Origin of the sequence: Gimesia panareensis (assembly GCF_007748155.1) — a bacterium.
Lineage (GTDB): Bacteria > Planctomycetota > Planctomycetia > Planctomycetales > Planctomycetaceae > Gimesia > Gimesia panareensis.
Window position 1 is genome coordinate 7,561,819 of record NZ_CP037421.1, and the last position, 17,606, is coordinate 7,579,424.

The window sequence follows — 17,606 nt, forward strand, 5'->3', positions numbered from 1 at the left end:
GGCGTCAGCGACTGATTTGTCGCATGTATTTCAGGAATTCCTGATCGAGGCGGGCCAGATCTTCGCCGAACACCGACTGAAATGCCTGCAGCCGTTCTTCAGGAGTCGCCCAGATCAGCGGCTTGCGGGCGGCGATCAGACTCAGGTATTCCTCATACTGCTTGCGGTGGGTCTTGATCAGGAAGTAGGAAAAGGCCCAGGCTTCGGCGTAGGTATCCAGCACTGTCTCCGCATCCTGAAACCGCGCATCGGAGGAGATCAGTGTCTGCAGCGAATCGGCTTTTCTGCGGGAACGCGCATAATCCACGAACTGCCTGAGCCGCCAGGGATTGGGCCGGCCCACCGTTCGCCAGCCGGTCTTGCTCCGCAGATCGGGTGTCTCAAAATACGTCGCCATCCCTTCGGTCAGCCAGAGCGGATTGTCGGCGAAGCGGGTATGCAGGCCGACATTGAAGGCGATCTGATGCGTGCATTCATGAATCACCGTCGCAATGTTAAAGGGCGATTTGCGTAATTTCCTCAGGATGTCGGCATCGTTATACGCGGGCCGCTCACCCGGCGCTGCGGTCAAGTCGTAGAGCACCATCCGGTTGGACTGGATCGAATAAAAACCGTGCGTGGCGGCAGCGCCTTCTCCCAGGATCTGACTGGCATACGCTTCGAACGCGGCGCGGTCTTTAAAAATCACCGCGATCAGGGGGACCTCCGGTTCATGCAGAGGCAGTTCTTTGCTGTCCCAGTGATTGTGCAGCACCTTATACAGCCGCTCAAACAGATAGCCGCACCACTGGGAATAACGTTTCCCCGCCTGGCTGCAGATCGTGAAGTGCTTCGTCTGCGTCACTTCGAAGTCCGCGCCATATTCACGCTGCAACGCCGCCGTCAGCTCCGCTTTCCCCAGCGGAGTGAACGGTTCGTCCAATTTTCGCTTCTGCTTCAACTGTTCCGGGGTGGCAGTCAGCAATCGTCCGTCGCGGCTCAGCATCACCACGCCGCCGTCACGGGCCTCCACGATCTGCGCTGCCTGCAGTGTCTGTTCCTGCTGCTGTGCGTCCAGAAAGGTGAATTCATACAGCGGCAGCGCGGGCTCTGACTTCGCCTGTGCGCGCGAGGGAGATTGTGCGGGCAGCGGGGCGGCCAGCAGCAGACCGCTGCAAAGCAGCACCAGCCATGTCGTGACTCTGCCGGCAACCTGTTGCTGAAAGGAATCGGTTCTTGAATCTCTCCAGACCATGCATGGACTTTCTGCGCAGAAGTGAACGTTACTTCCAGAATAGAGGGGAGAGGAACCGAAGTCGATCCCTATTTTTTCGCCAGCTTGTCTTTTCCGTCCGGATCCGTGATGGTCAGATAAATCACATTGGATGCGTAGTTGGTCGTGATGGAGAACGTAATCCCCACGCGGGCCATCGCGGCAAAAGGAAATCGCTTGATGGGTTTCGCTTTATCAGAGGCTTCAATGATCAGCGTTCCTTCCAGCGTCTTTCCAGCCAGGCGGGTTTTGCTCTTCTTCGAGAGGGTCACTCCCGGAGGCAACTGCTGACCGAACTTGGAATTGAAATACTCGAACGCGGTCGCCAGGACCACAGGGTCCTTGTAGGCTTCGCTGCGTTTGATCGTGACTTTGATCTCGGCCGATTCGCCCGGCTTCAGCGTGATCTCACTGGGTGTCGCTTTGACTTCCAGCAGGTCGAGCGGCTTGGTGACTCCGACGATCGACGTGTTGATCGGCCAGCGGGCCTGTCCTCCACCGCCCGATTGAATCTCACAGGTGATGCGTCCGTAACGGACAATTTCCTGTTCTTTCCCATCCGGACCGGGAACTTTGGCTTTGCCGGAAATTTTCACCAGTGACGCGTTGATCGGAGCGTCCTTGGAAGCTTTCAGAATCAGTCCACAGTCATTCACGCCGGGGGGCAGCGTGACCGGTTCAAGGCTGACCCCTTCCGGCAGCCCTTCGATATTCAATTCAATGGGACCGTCAAATTCATTCAGCCGTTTCACGCGGGCAAACCACATCATGTTGGTGCCCGGAGCGATCTGGGCGTAATAATATTCTCCATGTACTTCGAACTCAGGACCACTCAGTTCAGCCGACAGGTGATAGGCAAAACGCTCTCCACCCCGGTCGTGCAGGTCGCGAACGGTCACATAGTATTCCCCATCCGCGGGCGCCTTGAAGTAGAAATTCGCATCTTTGGTCGACAGACCATCGTCGGCTTCGGTATTCGCACCCCCGTTGACATAGATCCGCTGCGGTTTGGCTTTGCCGTCGAGCACTTCCATGACACAGTCCAGCGGCAGATCGATGCGGTTGGCCATCAGATCGAAGGAGTAGTACTGATCCTTCTTCGCTTTGAACGAGTAATAGTGCGTCTGTTCGGCTTCCGTCAGCTGACCGCTCACACCGACCGGCAGTGTTAAGGGAAACGCTTTCTCCATGCTCGTGTTGGTATTGGGAGCAGCCACCTGAGGATTGTCGCTGATCAGCGTCCAGACGGCGTTGGTTTTTCCTGCGGGAGTCGTGAAAGTCCGTTGTGCCCAGCCGGTCTCTTTGGTATCCGCAGCAGAGAACGTGGCTTTTTCGTGACCTTTCAAAGCGAAGCCGTGCAGGTTGACGTCTGCCGTCTTCCCTTTCTGAACGGCCATCGGCATCGTGTAATTCACAAACGGGGTGTCGCTGACTTCGATGCAATACGCGTATTTTCCCGTTCCCACATAGCGGGCATCACGGATTTCAAAAACGTATTCCCCATCGGCGGGAAGTTTAAAGGTAATCAGCGAATCCGATTTAATGTAGTTGTCGTTCTGGGCGACAATCTGCTTCTGAGGACCATACAGGGTCAGAATCGAATCCATCAGATACACGCCCGAAGTCTGCATCGTGTGAATCGCTTCGGTTACGCGCTGGGCATAGACCTGAATCGTGACTTCCTGACCCTTCTTCCCTTTGAATTTATAGCAGTCCAGATCCTCTGATTTTTCCACGATACCACACACGGTGGAAGGCACAGTCACTTCCTGGGCCGTGTCGTAAGTGTTGTTATCTTTCTTTTCGACTTCTTCAATCACCGGATAGGGAGTCACCAGCAGATGCGAAACGCTGGAGACGGCCTGATCGGTCGCCACGCGGCACTCATAGACCCGCGTGGGCTGATCCTGGGGCACTTCGATATCGAATGAAAACGGCGTTCCGACAGATCCCCGCCCCCGACGCGGCGCTGCTTTGGGTTTCGGCTCGGTGAAAGTCATCTTGATGCCGGGCTGGTCGAAAAAGACAGAATGCGTTCCATCCAGGGTATAGCTGGTATGCAGCTGAATCTGGCGTTTGTCCCCCTGTTGAACCGCCGCCGGTTTGAAAGCAACCAACTGGCGGAAACCGATTTTGGAGGGGGCGTCTTTCTTTTCATCGGCTGCCTGCAAGTGGGGCAGGGCGGAGACGAACAGACTGAGAGTCAACAACGAAAAAGCGAGACAGCGCATTACCATGATCCTGAATAAACTCAATGGATTGCCTGAAAACAGGGATGCCCCTTTGGACCGGACGTCCACAGGGGCGATCACCGCTATATGAGTGAGGAAGGAGTACCCGAAATTACCCCATCAGTTCCGGAATGGGTTGTCCTTCATTGATAATCAGCGGACGCCCATCTTCGGGAGAGATAAAGTAATGATCGAGTTGAACACCCAGTTTTGTGTAAATCGACGCAGCCACATCCTGCGGATAGTATTCCTTACCAACCGGACGGGAACCAGTATCGTCGGTAGCTCCCACCACCTGACCGGCGGGAGTCCCCGCGCCTGTCATCATCATGGTGGAGGCAGTCGACCAGTGGTCACGACCGGCGGCTGAGTTGATCACCGGGGTCCGGCCAAAGTCGGTCAGCCAGACAACCAGGGTATTGTCCAGCATGCCCCGCTGCTTCAGGTCGAGTACCAGCGAGGTGACTCCCTGGTCAAACGGAGGCAGCAATCGCTGCAGACCTTTGAAGTTATTGGTATGGGTATCCCAGCCACCGCTGCTGACCGTCACAAAACGGGAGCCGGCTTCAATCAGACGGCGGGCCAGCAGGCAGCTTTGTCCCAGGTTATGCCGACCGTATTCGTCGCGGGTCTTATCCGATTCCTGGCTGAGGTCGAACGCCTTCTGTGTATCGGCCGAGGTGATCATGCTGAACGCGTTCTGATAATGGGCATCAGAAGCTTCAAACGCATTCTGGTTCTCATCAGCCTGACGCTGCAGCGTATCGATGGCAGCCAGAGCCTGCTGGCGTCGTTTCAGACGATCAATGGAAATTCCCGAGGGGGGTGAAATATCCCGTACGGAAAAGTTCTTGGCGTTCGGATCACCGGGAATTTCAAAGGGATTGTACTGCATCCCCAGATAACCACCCAGACCACCGTTAAAACGACGGTCCACGTTCGTTCCGATTTGAATGTGAGGCGGAATGTTGGTTTTGAAACCTTTGGTCTTTGCAATCACCGCACCATAACACGGGTAAGTCACCGAAGGGTTAAACTTGTGCCCCGACAACATGAACGCATCTGCGGTTGAGTGTGAACCGTTCTTCGGGTTCAGATTCCGCATGATGGTGAATTCTTTCGCGTGTTTCGCGAACAGGGGGACCTGGTCGGTAAACTGAAAGCCGGGCAGTGCGGTGCTGATGGCAGAAAAATCGCCGCGCACATCGGCAGAAGCGTTCGGCTTGGGATCGAACGTATCATGATGACTGGTACCGCCACGGGTCCAGATCAGAATGCAGTTGGTATCGTTAGCAGGATCTGCCAGTGCACCAGACTCACCCTGGGAAGCATGCGCCTGACCACGCAGGACGGAATCCAGCGTGATTCCCAAAGCACTCAGCGCACCAACTTCCAATAGAAATTGACGACGGCTTCCGGTTTCACAATTAGAAACCTTCTGTGGGAAAAGCTTCAGCATCAGAAACTCCTTTTGTGGCAGGACCCTGCAGGGCAGGGGATGAGGTTCGGAGGGAATAAAATTGTCGGCGTTATCAATTTGGCAAGATAACTAATATAATTGTAACCGTTTATGTAAGGCAGGCAAATATAAAATCGGTTTCCTTATGGGAATTTTATAAGTCGGAAATCGGCTTTCAAAAATTTCACTCCTTGATTGACTTAAAATATAGCGATAAAATAGAGGATGCAGCAGGGTTCTGCGCAGTGACCACTGAACGTAAACCCAGAACCCGTTGTTCCCACCAAAGCAGAAAATCTATCGAAATCGCAGAGTTTTTTTTGCAATTTCTTAGTTTTTTAGTATATTTAAGTATAAATGGCTTCTTATGTTAAGCCACGATATTCCCACCTGACACCACACTCAACCTGCCAGACCCGCCTGTGCCCTGCACTGACGACAGCTGTTGCCTGAGACACCTGTCAGCAATGAAGAACTTTCTTCAAAACAGCTGACGGCAAGCAAAAGCGAGTTGATCTCATGATGAACTGGAAGACTCACGTGAAGAAAAAATTGATGTTCCACCGACTGCTGGTTGTTACGACATTTTTGCTCGGGAGCTTTGCGCTGAATGCCTCCCGCGCGGCTGAGTCCGGATTCCATGTGGCACCGGAACAGATCGAACTTTCCGGTCTGCTGGATTATTTCCAGATCCAGGCCTCGGTACTGGCAGACAAAAAAATTGTCCGCGATCTGACCCATGAAGTCAGCTACACCAGCCTGACCCCCGCCATTCTGGAAGTGAATGCGGAAGGTCTCGTGCGGCCCTTACGCACTGGCCAGGGAAAGATCCAGGTCACACATGGTAAAGACAAACGTGTGATCGATGTCGTGGTGAAATCGCGGGCCAGCGGCAAGAACGTCAGCTTCGTCAAAGATGTCGTCCCGGTCCTCAACAAAGGGGGCTGCAGCCTGGGAGGCTGCCATGCTTCGCAGTTCGGTAAAGGGGGCTTTAAACTCTCACTCTTTGGTTTTGCTCCGGAGCAGGATTACCCCGCGATTGCCCGCGACGACCGCCAGCGGCGCGTTTCGATCCTGCAGCCGAAAGAGAGTCTGATTCTGCAGAAAGCCTCGATGGGCATGGCTCACGGGGGTGGACGCCGTTTTGCAAAAGACTCTTATGAATACCACATCCTGGAAACCTGGATCGCAGAAGCCGTCACGGAAATCGACGACAAGGAACCCAAAGTGGTCGGCATGCAGCTGACTCCGATGTCCCGCCGTTACAAAAAAGGAGATATTCAGCAGCTGCGCGTGATCGCCGAATACAGTGATGGTTCCAAACAGGACGTCACTGCCCTGGCACAGTATGACAGCCTGATCGAAAACATCGCCACCGTGACACCGCGCGGCAAAATTGAAATCAAGGGGCCGGGTCAGACCGCGATCATGGTCCGCTTCATGGGGCAGGCGAAAATTTCGACGGTCATCTCCCCCTACAAAGACAAGGTCAACCTGGCCGATTTCAAACCCAACAACTTTATCGACGAACAGATCAAACAGCGTTACGCAGAACTGGGGCTGGAGCCTTCTCCGCTCTGTTCGGACGAAGTCTTCATTCGACGTGCCTTCATGGATTGCATCGGCACCCTGCCCACACCGGAAAAAGTCAAAGCCTTCCTGGCTTCCAAGGATCCCAACAAACGCAGTTACCTGATTGACGAACTGCTGGGCCTGACCGGTGATCCGGAGCGTGATGTCTACGTCGAGGCCTGGAGTGCCAACTGGGGCATGAAGTGGGGCGATCTGCTCCGCATCAACCGCAATAAAATCGGCGATGGCGGTATGTGGGCCTTTTCCAACTGGGTTCGCCAGTCCCTGCGGGAAAACAAACCGGTCAATGAATTCGTCAGCGAGATCATTACCGCCCAGGGATCCATTTATAAGAACGGTCCGGCCAACTACTTTAAGATCGCTTCCAAACCGGAAGACCTCGCGGAAGCAACGTCCCAGATCTTCCTGGGCGTCCGTCTGCAGTGTGCCAAGTGCCACCACCATCCCTTTGAAGTTTACAGCCAGAAAGACTACTACAGCCTGGCCGCCTTCTTCACCCGCGTCGGTAACAAGAGTAGTGTTGAATTCGGTGCGCTGGGACAGGATACGATCATCAAGGTCAAAAACAGCGGTTCCATCCGTCATCCGCGGACCCGCAAGACCATGGAACCCACCCCGCTGATGGGTGAGCCGGTTGAGTCGTCAGAGTTTCGCGACTTACGCCGCCCGCTGGCACGCTGGATCACCTCACCGGAAAATGAACTGTTCTCCAAGAACATCGTCAACCGCTTCTGGTCGTACTACATGGGCACCGGCTTCGTGGAACCGATCGACGACATGCGGGAGACCAACCCGGCTTCCAACCCGGAACTGCTGAATGCGTTGTCCGATCATTTTGTGAAGTCGGGCTATGACCTGAAAGAACTGATGCGGGTCATCATGAATTCCCGTGCCTATCAGCTGGCTTCAGAACCGCTGCCGGAAAACGTCGCCAAGACCCGGTTTTACACCCACTACAACGTGAAACGCCTCTCAGCCGAGGTCATGCTGGATGCCCTGGATGATATCACCGGATCCCAGGAACGCTTCCGCGGTGTGCCGGAGGGAACGCGGGCCATTGAACTGCCCGATCCGAATTACAACTCTTACTTCCTGGATACCCTGGGACGTCCCAAGCGTGTGATTACCTGTGAATGCGAACGCACGAGCCAGCCCAACCTGGCACAGGTCCTGCAGGTGGCCAACGGTCAGTTGATCAACACCAAGCTGGCTGCCAAAACCGGCCGCATTGAAAAACTGATCAAAGCCAAAGCTGCCGATCATGACGTCTTTACCGAAATGTATCTGACCGCCTTCAGCCGCTATCCGACCAAAGAGGAGCTGGCCAAATGCGATCAGATCGTCAAGGCTTCCAAAGACAAACGGGAAGGCTACCAGGACGTGCTCTGGGCGATCAGCAACAGCCGCGAGTTCCTGTTCAACCATTGATCGTGAACCCGCTCTGAATTAAATACGAACGAGCCCGTCTCATGTTCTTGAGACGGGCTCTTTTCATATAGACGGGTGGGTCCGAATGCAATTCGGACCGAGCGCAGCGAGCAGGAGGTCACAGCTCCCGCGTCCAGCTCAGAACCAGGTTTCCTATGCAGGACCGGTAACAGATTGAGGCGCAAATCAGCACAAGTTCTCGCTCACACCGTAACCTCCCGTTGCCTGCGGCAATCCCGGATTACATCCGGGACCACCCACGTTCTCTTCTGCACTCCTGCCCGTTTTTTCGTGTCTTTCGTGCTTTTCGTGGTAGGGAATCATTCGTCTATTTCGTGGTGTAACCGGGTGGGCCCGAATGCAATTCGGGCCGAGCACAGCGAGCAGGAGGTCGCAGCTCCCACGTCCAACGCTCAGTCAGGTTTCCTATGAAAAACCGATAGCAAATTGAGCGAAAAATAGAACCAGACCTCACTCACCTGGCTGAGACCGATTCAAGTTTACGATTGATGCTAAATTGTCAGAACACACACGTCCGCAGGTTACTTCTGTTTCTGCTGTTTCTTTTCCTCAGCCTGCTTCTGATAATATTCCCGGATGATTTTTCCTTCATAGCCGGAACGTTCCCAGGCCGGCCAGACCGGTGCTTCGGCCTGGACCTCGGCATAGATTTCCTGCATCTGCTGCTTCATTCTTTCGAAGATTTCGCGTTCACTTTCAGAGCGATCGGTCGTTTCTCCGATGTCGCTGGCAATGTGATACAGCTCAAAGCCCGTCAGCTTCGCCCGTTTCAGATCTTTGATCTCCTGGGCCGTGATGCTGCCCGAAGGTTTCGGGGTCGGCACATCGAGTCGTGCCAGCAGCTTCCATTCGCCGTCACGAATCGCCACTTTGGGTTCGTTGCGGGACCGGTTGAACTGCCAGTACAACGGGCGTTTCCTCTGTAAAGGCTCTTCCTTAAACAGGGGTAGGATACTCGTCCCGTCCAGTACGCGATCGGCAGGAGCAGAAATTTTTGCGACCTCACACAGGGTCGGCAGAATATCGACACCACACACCGGCACATCGCTGACGGTCCCCGGTTTGACATGTCCGGGCCATTGAATGATGCCCGGCACGCGAATGCCCCCTTCGTAGGTATAGCCTTTTTTATCGCGCAGCGGCCCTGCCGATCCGTGCGGATGACGCCCTGTGATCGCCGGGCCGTTATCGCTGGTGAAAATGATCAACGTGTTCTCGCGCAGTTTCTGCTCTTCCAGTGTCTTCAGAATCCGGCCGAAAGCGTCGTCCATCTGGGTAACATTGCCATGATGTGCGGGCAACGTCGATCCTTCAGGCGCGGTATACAGTTTGCGGAACCGTTCGGCACTTGCGATCGGTTCGTGCGGCTCATGAAAACAGACAAACATGAAAAACGGTTTTTCTTTGTCACGCAGATTGACCAGCCAGTCCTGCGCTTCGTCCGCGACCAGCTGTGATGCGTAGCCCTCCAGCCGGCCGACCGGCTTTGCATTCCTGACGAAGTTAAACGGGTTCTCGTGCGTAGGCAGGGCATTGTTCTGCGTGGAAAACCAGTGATCAAATCCATGATCGGAGGGTTGCGGCTGCCCCACCAGGTTGAACATGCCGTTCAGATGCCATTTGCCCACGTGACAGGTCGCATAGCCCGACTGGCGCAGCAGCGTCGCGATCGTAATCTCCCGCTTGCGGACATGCATGGGGGAATACATGGGAATCCAGTTAAAGACGCCCACGCGAAAAGGGGTCCGGCCCGTCATCAGTCCGGTACGGGAAGGGGAGCAGTTGGGATGGGCGGCATAACAGCTCGTCAGTTTCAGACCTTCACTCGCAAACCGATCCAGGTGGGGGCTTTGAATCACCGGATGTCCGAAACAGGCCAGGTCGCCATAGCCCAGGTCGTCACAGAGGACCACCATGATATTCGGCCGACCGGGCACCGCCGAGGAAGGAGCCTGTTGTGCCGACAGCAGACAGGGAGCAAGCAGCAGGGTCAGCAGGAATGCGAAAGAAAACTTCATGAACTGCATGGCAGGATACCTTTCCGGATCGACTGATGGTCTTCTCCAAAGACGATTCAGTGAAATTCGCTGGTGGATGTTCTTCAGCTATACTAAAAAGCATCCTGTTACGAAAAGCAACACCATCCGGGCAATTCAATAAAAAGAGCCCCTGGCATGAAGGTTCATACCAGGGGCCTCTTTGGTTCACTCTTGCCTAAAGAATGTCTCAAGCAGTTATTTCAGCAAAGGCTGAATCGGCTCTTTAGAGCGCTTCCAGCTTACTGCCGTTGGCAGCGTTACCGGAGTTATTACCTTTGATCTCGCCGGTAGCAGGATTGTAAATCCAGCCGACGATTTCAGTACCATCTTTGGCAGTTTCATCAGGAGTTGTACCGGGAACATCGGCAACAATCATCACACCACGACCACCCGTATAGGGGTTCGGGGGCAGACTGCCGATGAGGTAGGGACCCAGCGGCTTGGTACCAACGGCACCCGTTGTGCCATTTTTGTCGCTGGACAGCAACAGTGCATCACGGAAATCATTCGGATCGGTAGAACCGTTTGCCGGGAATTTGCCCTGGTGCTGGAATTTGTACAACTGAATTTGACTGCGCAGGGTCTGCAGGTCTTGGACCAGTACGGACTCTCTGGCGTCGTCATTGGTTGAAGTAAACTGTGGCAGTACTGTTGCAGCGAGGATCCCCAGGATCACGACTACAATCAGCACTTCGACCAGGGTAAAACCTGCTCGTCTTGCTTGTTTTGGTGTAGCTTTAATCATTGCCCTTCTCCGAGATTAAACGAATGTGCCTGTCACATCGCCTGATGTTAGTTACGATTTGATGTGTAATGTATCCGGGTAACCAGCTTAACTCAGGAAACGATTGAATGCCCGGATCGTTTCAGGATCAGTCCTGATCCACTAGAGTACTGTGAATTCACAAAACTGATCCACTCTCACATGGCCCTGTTCAGAAGGGACGCCGACTGACTGGCCACCAAAATCTATGTTGTTTACAAAAGGAGTCAATTTTATTTCAGCAGAATCTCTGCACACTCCGGCCTTCCTGTACCGAATACAACGATTAGGAAGCTTACGAAAAAGCTTCTTCAATAAAACCACTTAAAAAACGTCAGATTGGGTGGATGATTGAGGACCATTTGTTCCAGAACAAAAATGTCCTGCCTGGCAAACTGAACCGGTTTTCCGGATTTTACCAAACAGGATCATATACAGGTCAGACCATTCACAGTGCGTATTTACAGTCCTGAAGCAAGGATGCACATCAACAGAGACGCGTGCTCAGCAGCGTGAAAGACCTCCCCGCTGAATTCTCTGCTTGAATTCCCCTCGCTGCCCGTAGAAAATAGAAATAGTGCTCTCTCACACGATTATCCCTTCAGGCAGAAAGCAGGTTTTGCTATGACTGGTATATGGAGATTTCTAGTCCTGCTTTTGCTCTGTCAGCCCGCCGCCAGGGCAGATTCGCTGGTTTGCTGTGACTTTTCCCAGTCGTACCAGGTCGAGTTGAACGCTCAGTCAGCAACCGGAGAGGCGAGCCTGCGCGAACACGCGATCGTCTGGCATCCCATCAAGAAAAAGTATTACCTGCTCGCCGATGTGATCCCGCTACACAGTGAGCATCATCCGAACACCTATAATACTGAGATTCATCTGTTCTCGAGTCCGAACCTTAAAGACTGGACTTATCATGGGGTCGCAATCCCCAAAGGAACGATGTCGGGCAGCCACGACCAGTTTGGCGTGGCCAGTTCCGTTGCTGCGACGTTTCATAATGGCATCATTTACTGTCCCTACAGTGCCAGACGGACCAGTCATTTTACACAACGGAGTATCGGCCTGGCCTATTCCAACACCGACCCCGAACAGCTTCCCTGGCACAAAACAGCCAATCCGATTTCAGATCTGCCGGGAGAAGATGACGATGCGGCTCTGGTCAGTGATGAATCAGACAACCACCTGCATCTCTACCACCGTACGGCCAGTTCCCGGGGTTATCAGATCGTTCATTGTGAATCATCGCATCCGTTGAAGGAAGATTCCTGGTCCAAAGCCATTGTCGTCACTACCAGGCCGGAGGGAGTCCGGGCCCAGGAATTGACTGGCGTCGCGCTTCTCAACGGGGAGTATCATCTGTTTGTGATCGAACACTTCTATCAGGGAGGCGCAAAAGTCGCGCATCTGGTTTCCCGGAATCCCGGAGGCCCCTTTCAAGCGTTTGAAAAACATCAGCGCTACCTCAAACGCAGCGAGCAGCCGCCCAATATCATCTACAGCGGTCACATCACGCCGGTCGTCAAGGAGGGAAAACTCAAGGCTTTCTTCTGGACGGTTTCCCAGACAGGGAAACGTTACGGCCTGCTGGGACACCCTGTTCTCATGCCAGGTAAATAAAACAAGCCACCCGGGGAGCACCTGGATGGCCTGTCTCTAATTCAGCATGATCCTTGATCAGTGCACGCGCTGACCGGGCACGGCCCCTTCATCGGGAGACAGCAGAAAGACATCCTTCCCGCCTGGCCCCGAGGCCAGTACCATGCCTTCGCTGGTACCGAACCGCATCTTGCGCGGCTTCAGATTCGCACAGCAGATCACCAGCCGCCCGACCAGTTCTTCCGGGTCGTATGCGGCTTTGATGCCCGCAAACACATTCCGCCGCTCATCGCCTCCCAGGCTCAGTGTCAGCTGCAGCAGCTTGTTCGCTTCGGGAACCGAGTTGGCTTCTACGATGCGGGCCACGCGCAGATCGACTTTGACGAAATCATCGATCGTGCATTCTTCTGACATCGGCTCCTGTTCGAGAGCGTCCCCACTGTCATTCCACTGCGAGGCCGCTGCTTCACTTTCGGCGGCTGCCGCATCTTCTTTTGCTTCTTCAGTCATGGCTTCTACCTGTTTCTCTTCAATTCGTTTAAACATATGCTGGAATTTGCTGACAGCATTCCCCGTCAGCGGCGTCTGCGCCTGATCCCAGCTGGTAATCGGATCATTCAGTAATTCACCCGTCTGACCAGACAGTCGGGGCAGCACGGGAGTCAGATACACTACAATCTGCCGGAACAGGTTCAGGGCAATCGTGCAGATGTTCTGCAGTTCCTGCTGGCGATCTTCGTCTTTCCGCAGTTCCCACGGTTTCTGATCTTCGACATATTTATTGGCCCGGTCTGCCAGTGTGAGGATTTCTCTCATCGCACCGTTATAATCGCAGTTCTCATACGCCGCCGCAATTGTCTCGCTGCGACTGGCCCCGTATTCAAACAGGCCGCCGTCATCCGGATAGGATGCAGACAATCCCGTCTGGGCCACGAACTTCGCACTCCGGCTTGCCAGGTTCACAACCTTCCCGACAAGGTCCGAATTCACCTTCTGCACGAACTCGTCCAGGTTCAGATCGAGGTCATCCAGTCTCGGCCCCAGCTTGGAGGCGTAATAGTAACGCAGACAGGCAGGGTCAAGGTGATTCAGATAGGTGGCCGCTTTGACGAAGGTCCCTTTGGATTTCGACATTTTCTCGCCATCCACGGTCAGGAAACCGTGAATGTGCACCTTCTCGGGCAGATTGAAACCCGATGTCTTGAGCATGGCCGGCCAGAAGAGGGTATGGAAGTAAGTGATGTCTTTGCCGATGAAGTGATGCACTTCGGTTTCGGGATTTTTCCACCACGTGTCGAAGTCTTCGTGATTGTTCTCACACCATTCGAGTGTGGAGGCAATGTAACCGATCGGCGCGTCGAACCAGACGTACCAGTAATTGCCCGGGCTGTCCGGAATTTCAAAACCGAAATAAGGAGCCGGGCGGGAGATGTCCCAGTCACGCAGCGGGTCTCCCAGAAAATGTCCTTTGAGATAATTCGCGACTTCCGACTGCAGATGTGCGCCCGACTGGGTCCATTCATCCAGGAAGCCATGCAGGTCTTCAATCCGCACAAACAGATGGCTGGCGGTGCGGAGTTCGGGAGTCGTGTTCGACAGCGTGCTGACCGGATCGATCAGATCGGCGGGCGTGTACGTGCTGCCGCATTTGTCGCAGTTATCGCCATATTGATCAGGGGCCTTACATTTCGGACAGGTCCCCTTCACGAAGCGGTCAGCCAGAAACGTGTTTTCCTGCACGTCGAACAGCTGCGTGACTTCCTTTTCGTGGACCAGGCCTGCTTCCCGCAGTGCCGACCAGATTTCGTGACAGACCTTGCGGTTCTGTTCGCTGTTCGTGCTGCCGTAATTATCGAACTCAATATTGAAGCCGGTGAAGTCGGCAATATGTTTTTCGCGGACGTCGGCGATCAACGCTTCTTCCGAGCGGCCTTCCTGACGGGCGCGGATCATAATCGCGGTGCCATGCGTATCGTCGGCGCAGAAGAAACGACAGGCGTTTCCGCGCAGTTTCTGAAACCGCACCCAGATGTCCGTCTGGATGTATTCCACGAGATGGCCGATATGAATGTCACCGTTGGCATAAGGCAGAGCCGCGGTGACCAGGATGCGACGTTGTGGCATGATATTCCCGACTGAAGTTAAATGAAATCAGACAACAATACTGACTGTAATGTGTACAGACACTCGATTTCCGCCCGGGTTCAGCTGAAACCGCAGCGCAACCCTCGAAAAAGTGGCATTTTGTACCGGGCTGGAGCCGGTTCTCCCAAGGGGCGTTGATTGTACGGCGTCGGGCACAATCCCGCAATCCACTCCAAATCGCCCCGTCTCCGCCCGAATCAGATCGCCGCTCCGCTGGTCATCAGCAGGGGACCGTCTGAAGAACAGAGCGCCTTGACCAGGTCCAGCTGACTCACGATCCCGATCTGCGTATTGTTCTGATAAATGGCACCAAAGGCGGAAGAGGAGTTTCGCAGCAAATACAGTGCTTCCAGCATACTGTAATCCACCTGCAGACGGGGCATGTTATACACCGCGGGAATAATGGGAGAAGGCGACGTGATCAGGTCCACCAACTTGATGTACGAGGTCCATTCACTCTGGTGCTCTGCGCGAATCGGAATATACGAAATCTGATTCTGCTGCGCCAGTTGAATGATGTCTGCGGTGTCGGTCTTCCGGGTCACACCTTTAATCGCCGCCTGCGGAATCATCACCTTACGGATCGACTGCGCCGCGGTATTGAACATCCCCCGGACCAGTTGCTTCTGGGCATTACCCAGCACACCTTCCAAATGTCCCTCTTCCAGCACCTTCACCAGCCGCTGCCGTCCCAGCACCAGCTGAGCCGGTTTGTTGCGATCGGGTGAGAACTGCTCCAGCAGACGGGTAATCGAAACCAGGGGCACACTGATGATCCAGAAGGCCCGATAGAAGAAATCGAACCAGCGGCAGTAGCGTTTCAGCAGCATGGTCGGGGCCCGGTAATACAGATTCTTGGGAACCAGCTCCCCGAAAATGAAGATGATCGGCGTAAACAGAATCGTCGTCACGATCTCGGCCCTGCCTCCGGACTCCTGAAAGACGGCAGCGATCCCCATGGAAATCGCGATCGTCACCAGGTCATTCGCCAGGTTATTCCCGATCAGAGTCGTCGCCACAAAGTAGCTCGGATTCTGGGCGAACCAGCAGAGCCGCTTGGCGATGGGATCACCTTCGTTGGCGTCGATATTCAGACGCAGGAAACTGACACGGTAAAAGCCGGTCTCGGATCCACTGAACAGGGCTGATAGACGGATGCCAATCGCAAACAGCGCCAGCGCACCAAGAAGAGGAAGCCAGTTCAACGTAGGATTCAACCTTCAACACAAAAGAAACACAACGCGTTCCCCACGAACGACGTCGGAAAACTGGATTCTCTTGAAACCCGACCTGTCTTGCAAGGGGAGCCGCAAATTCCTGATTGAAAATCAACCACTATTTTCCGACCGGAACAATCTGATGACTTACATTTTCCCGGTCTATGACCTATGTTTGAATGACAACACGATTGCCCATTCTGCTCATTTTGACAAAGCTGCACCCCTCGAGGCCGGGCGGCAGGCTTTCTCGATGTTCCGAACGGGGCCGTGTGTCCTAAGTCGCTTGGAATCAGGAATTTAAGCACGACCATTTCAGATAAGTAAGATCCGATGAAAGTTCAGCAATTTTTAGATCACCACGGGATCAATGAAAACCCCTTCGGCCAGGAAGACGCTCAGAGCGATCACGTTTTCAAGGAATTCTGTCTGAACGGAACGCATCATCCGGTCTGGGACAAAATTTTTTCCAATCCCGCCAACCCTTCGACCTCTGTCGTGTTCGGCGAAAAGGGAGCAGGGAAGACCGCGATCCGGATGCAGATGATCGAGCAGCTGCAGAAGCACAATGAACAGCACCCGGACAACCGTGTGTTCGTGATTGAATACGATAACTTCAATCCCTTTCTGGACTGTTTCCGCGAGCGTTACTCGGGCCGCAACCGCCGCCCCGAACGTCTGCTGTCGCACTGGCGCCTCTGGGATCACATGGACGCCATCCTCTCACTCGGCGTCACACAGCTGATCGGCGAAATGATCGAGCCGGACAACTCGGCTGAAAACAACATCCGCTCGGTCTCCAAAGCACAGGTCAACAGCCTGACTCATCTGGAAAAACGGGACCTGTTACTGCTGGCCGCCTTTTATGATCACAGCCTGGACATGCCGGCGGTACAGCGCTGGAACCGGCTGCGCCGCAGATTGAAATTCGGCTACCTGAAAACCGAATGGGAACGCGGGCTCGGCTTCCTGGTGAGCATTGTTACCGTCGCGCTCGTCTTCTACCTCGGCAACTGGAAAGACTTCCAGAAATGGTGGATCTGGCTGATCATGTTTGCCGGCTGGTCCCCCTGGCTCTGGAAACAGCTGACACTGATGTGGAAGTCCTGGCGGGTCTCGCGCGAAGTGCGCGTTTTCGATCACCTGTCGAATGCTCTGCGCAAAATTCTTTCGCGCATCGAACGCCGGGAACTGGCCGGCCAGCCGATTCCCTGTCGCGACCGCAGCGATGACCGCTACGAACTACTGACCAAATTCCAGACGATCCTCAAAAAAATGGGGTTCACGAATATCGTCATCCTGGTAGACCGGGTCGACGAACCGCACCTGGTCAACGGATCCGCCGAACGGATGCGTGATCTCCTCTGGCCGATGTTCGATAACAAACTGCTCAAACATCCGGGAGTCGCTTTCAAACTGCTGCTCCCCTCGGATGTCGTCTATTACCTGCAGCGGGAAGAAAAAGAGTTCTACGAACGCTCGCGGCTGGACAAGCAGAACCTGATCACCTCGCTGGACTGGACCGGGGAATCGCTGTACGACGTCGCCTGTGACCGCATCCGGGCCTGCACGGCAGACCACAAAACGAATACCTCCATCCGCGACCTGTTTGAGGAATCCATCTCCGAACAGGAACTGATCGCGCAATTCGCCCAGTTGCGGGTCCCCCGGCACCTGTTTAAGTTCCTGTACCGACTGCTCGTCGATCACTGCAATCGCTATACGGTTGACAATCCCAGCTGGAAAATCAACCGGGAAACGCTGCACAAAGTGATGAGCCTCTTCCAGCGGGATCTGGACGCCTTCGATCGGGGCATGGGAACAGGTTGAAAATGGTCCCCCCGTCAGGTAGTTTTAATGGA

Annotated in this window: 10 protein-coding genes; 3 read left to right on the plus strand and 7 right to left on the minus strand. The window is 54.3% G+C overall.

Annotated elements, in window-relative coordinates:
• Window positions 1–4: 4 nt before the first annotated feature.
• The 3 genes from Enr10x_RS28660 to Enr10x_RS28670 all read right to left on the minus strand — a co-directional run bounded on the left by Enr10x_RS28660 (window position 5) and on the right by Enr10x_RS28670 (window position 4,942).
• Window positions 5–1,234 carry a DUF1570 domain-containing protein gene (locus Enr10x_RS28660; protein WP_145115546.1) on the minus strand — a complete coding sequence of 410 codons (1,230 nt, stop codon included), beginning with the start codon at window positions 1,232–1,234 and terminating at the stop codon, window positions 5–7.
• 68 nt (window positions 1,235–1,302) lie between these two features.
• Entirely contained in the window at window positions 1,303–3,483 is a 2,181-nt protein-coding gene (locus tag Enr10x_RS28665; protein WP_145452468.1) for a PPC domain-containing protein, read from the minus strand.
• Between the two features lie 112 nt (window positions 3,484–3,595).
• Complete coding sequence (locus Enr10x_RS28670) at window positions 3,596–4,942, minus strand: DUF1501 domain-containing protein (RefSeq protein ID WP_145115551.1); 1,347 nt, start codon at window positions 4,940–4,942, stop codon at window positions 3,596–3,598.
• A gap of 555 nt (window positions 4,943–5,497) precedes the next feature.
• On the opposite strand from Enr10x_RS28670, the gene Enr10x_RS28675 reads away from it, so the two are divergent.
• Window positions 5,498–7,963: a DUF1549 and DUF1553 domain-containing protein gene (locus Enr10x_RS28675; protein WP_232093175.1), complete on the plus strand. Its 2,466-nt coding sequence runs from the start codon at window positions 5,498–5,500 to the stop codon at window positions 7,961–7,963.
• A gap of 542 nt (window positions 7,964–8,505) precedes the next feature.
• On the opposite strand, the gene Enr10x_RS28680 is transcribed toward Enr10x_RS28675, so the two are convergent.
• Together Enr10x_RS28680 and Enr10x_RS28685 are read right to left on the minus strand one after the other, a co-directional pair.
• Window positions 8,506–10,011 (minus strand): sulfatase-like hydrolase/transferase, encoded by a 1,506-nt coding sequence (locus Enr10x_RS28680; protein ID WP_145115556.1) that lies wholly within the window; start codon window positions 10,009–10,011, stop codon window positions 8,506–8,508.
• Between the two features lie 235 nt (window positions 10,012–10,246).
• The gene (locus Enr10x_RS28685; RefSeq protein ID WP_145115559.1) at window positions 10,247–10,768 is read right to left on the minus strand and encodes a type II secretion system protein; all 522 of its coding nucleotides are present in this window, start codon (window positions 10,766–10,768) and stop codon (window positions 10,247–10,249) included.
• 642 nt (window positions 10,769–11,410) lie between these two features.
• Between Enr10x_RS28685 and Enr10x_RS28690 the strand changes: the two genes are divergently transcribed.
• A complete protein-coding gene (locus Enr10x_RS28690) occupies window positions 11,411–12,403 on the plus strand; it encodes a family 43 glycosylhydrolase (RefSeq protein WP_145115562.1) in 993 nt (330 codons plus the stop codon).
• 57 nt (window positions 12,404–12,460) lie between these two features.
• On the opposite strand, the gene metG is transcribed toward Enr10x_RS28690, so the two are convergent.
• The gene (gene metG, locus Enr10x_RS28695) at window positions 12,461–14,506 is read right to left on the minus strand and encodes a methionine--tRNA ligase (protein ID WP_145452470.1); all 2,046 of its coding nucleotides are present in this window, start codon (window positions 14,504–14,506) and stop codon (window positions 12,461–12,463) included.
• 218 nt (window positions 14,507–14,724) lie between these two features.
• Complete coding sequence (locus Enr10x_RS28700) at window positions 14,725–15,732, minus strand: CNNM domain-containing protein (protein ID WP_197997409.1); 1,008 nt, start codon at window positions 15,730–15,732, stop codon at window positions 14,725–14,727.
• 345 nt (window positions 15,733–16,077) lie between these two features.
• On the opposite strand from Enr10x_RS28700, the gene Enr10x_RS28705 reads away from it, so the two are divergent.
• Window positions 16,078–17,574 carry a hypothetical protein gene (locus Enr10x_RS28705; RefSeq protein WP_145452472.1) on the plus strand — a complete coding sequence of 499 codons (1,497 nt, stop codon included), beginning with the start codon at window positions 16,078–16,080 and terminating at the stop codon, window positions 17,572–17,574.
• Window positions 17,575–17,606 lie beyond the last annotated feature (32 nt).

What these genes read in the sequence shown, in the direction of transcription:
- Enr10x_RS28660 (WP_145115546.1), bottom strand. Translation starts at nt 1,234, where the DNA reads ATGGTCTGGAGAGATTCAAGAACCGATTCCTTTCAGCAACAGGTTGCC.
- Enr10x_RS28665 (WP_145452468.1), bottom strand. Translation starts at nt 3,483, where the DNA reads ATGCGCTGTCTCGCTTTTTCGTTGTTGACTCTCAGTCTGTTCGTCTCC.
- Enr10x_RS28670 (WP_145115551.1), bottom strand. Translation starts at nt 4,942, where the DNA reads ATGCTGAAGCTTTTCCCACAGAAGGTTTCTAATTGTGAAACCGGAAGC.
- Enr10x_RS28675 (WP_232093175.1), top strand. Translation starts at nt 5,498, where the DNA reads ATGTTCCACCGACTGCTGGTTGTTACGACATTTTTGCTCGGGAGCTTT.
- Enr10x_RS28680 (WP_145115556.1), bottom strand. Translation starts at nt 10,011, where the DNA reads ATGCAGTTCATGAAGTTTTCTTTCGCATTCCTGCTGACCCTGCTGCTT.
- Enr10x_RS28685 (WP_145115559.1), bottom strand. Translation starts at nt 10,768, where the DNA reads ATGATTAAAGCTACACCAAAACAAGCAAGACGAGCAGGTTTTACCCTG.
- Enr10x_RS28690 (WP_145115562.1), top strand. Translation starts at nt 11,411, where the DNA reads ATGACTGGTATATGGAGATTTCTAGTCCTGCTTTTGCTCTGTCAGCCC.
- metG (WP_145452470.1), bottom strand. Translation starts at nt 14,506, where the DNA reads ATGCCACAACGTCGCATCCTGGTCACCGCGGCTCTGCCTTATGCCAAC.
- Enr10x_RS28705 (WP_145452472.1), top strand. Translation starts at nt 16,078, where the DNA reads ATGAAAGTTCAGCAATTTTTAGATCACCACGGGATCAATGAAAACCCC.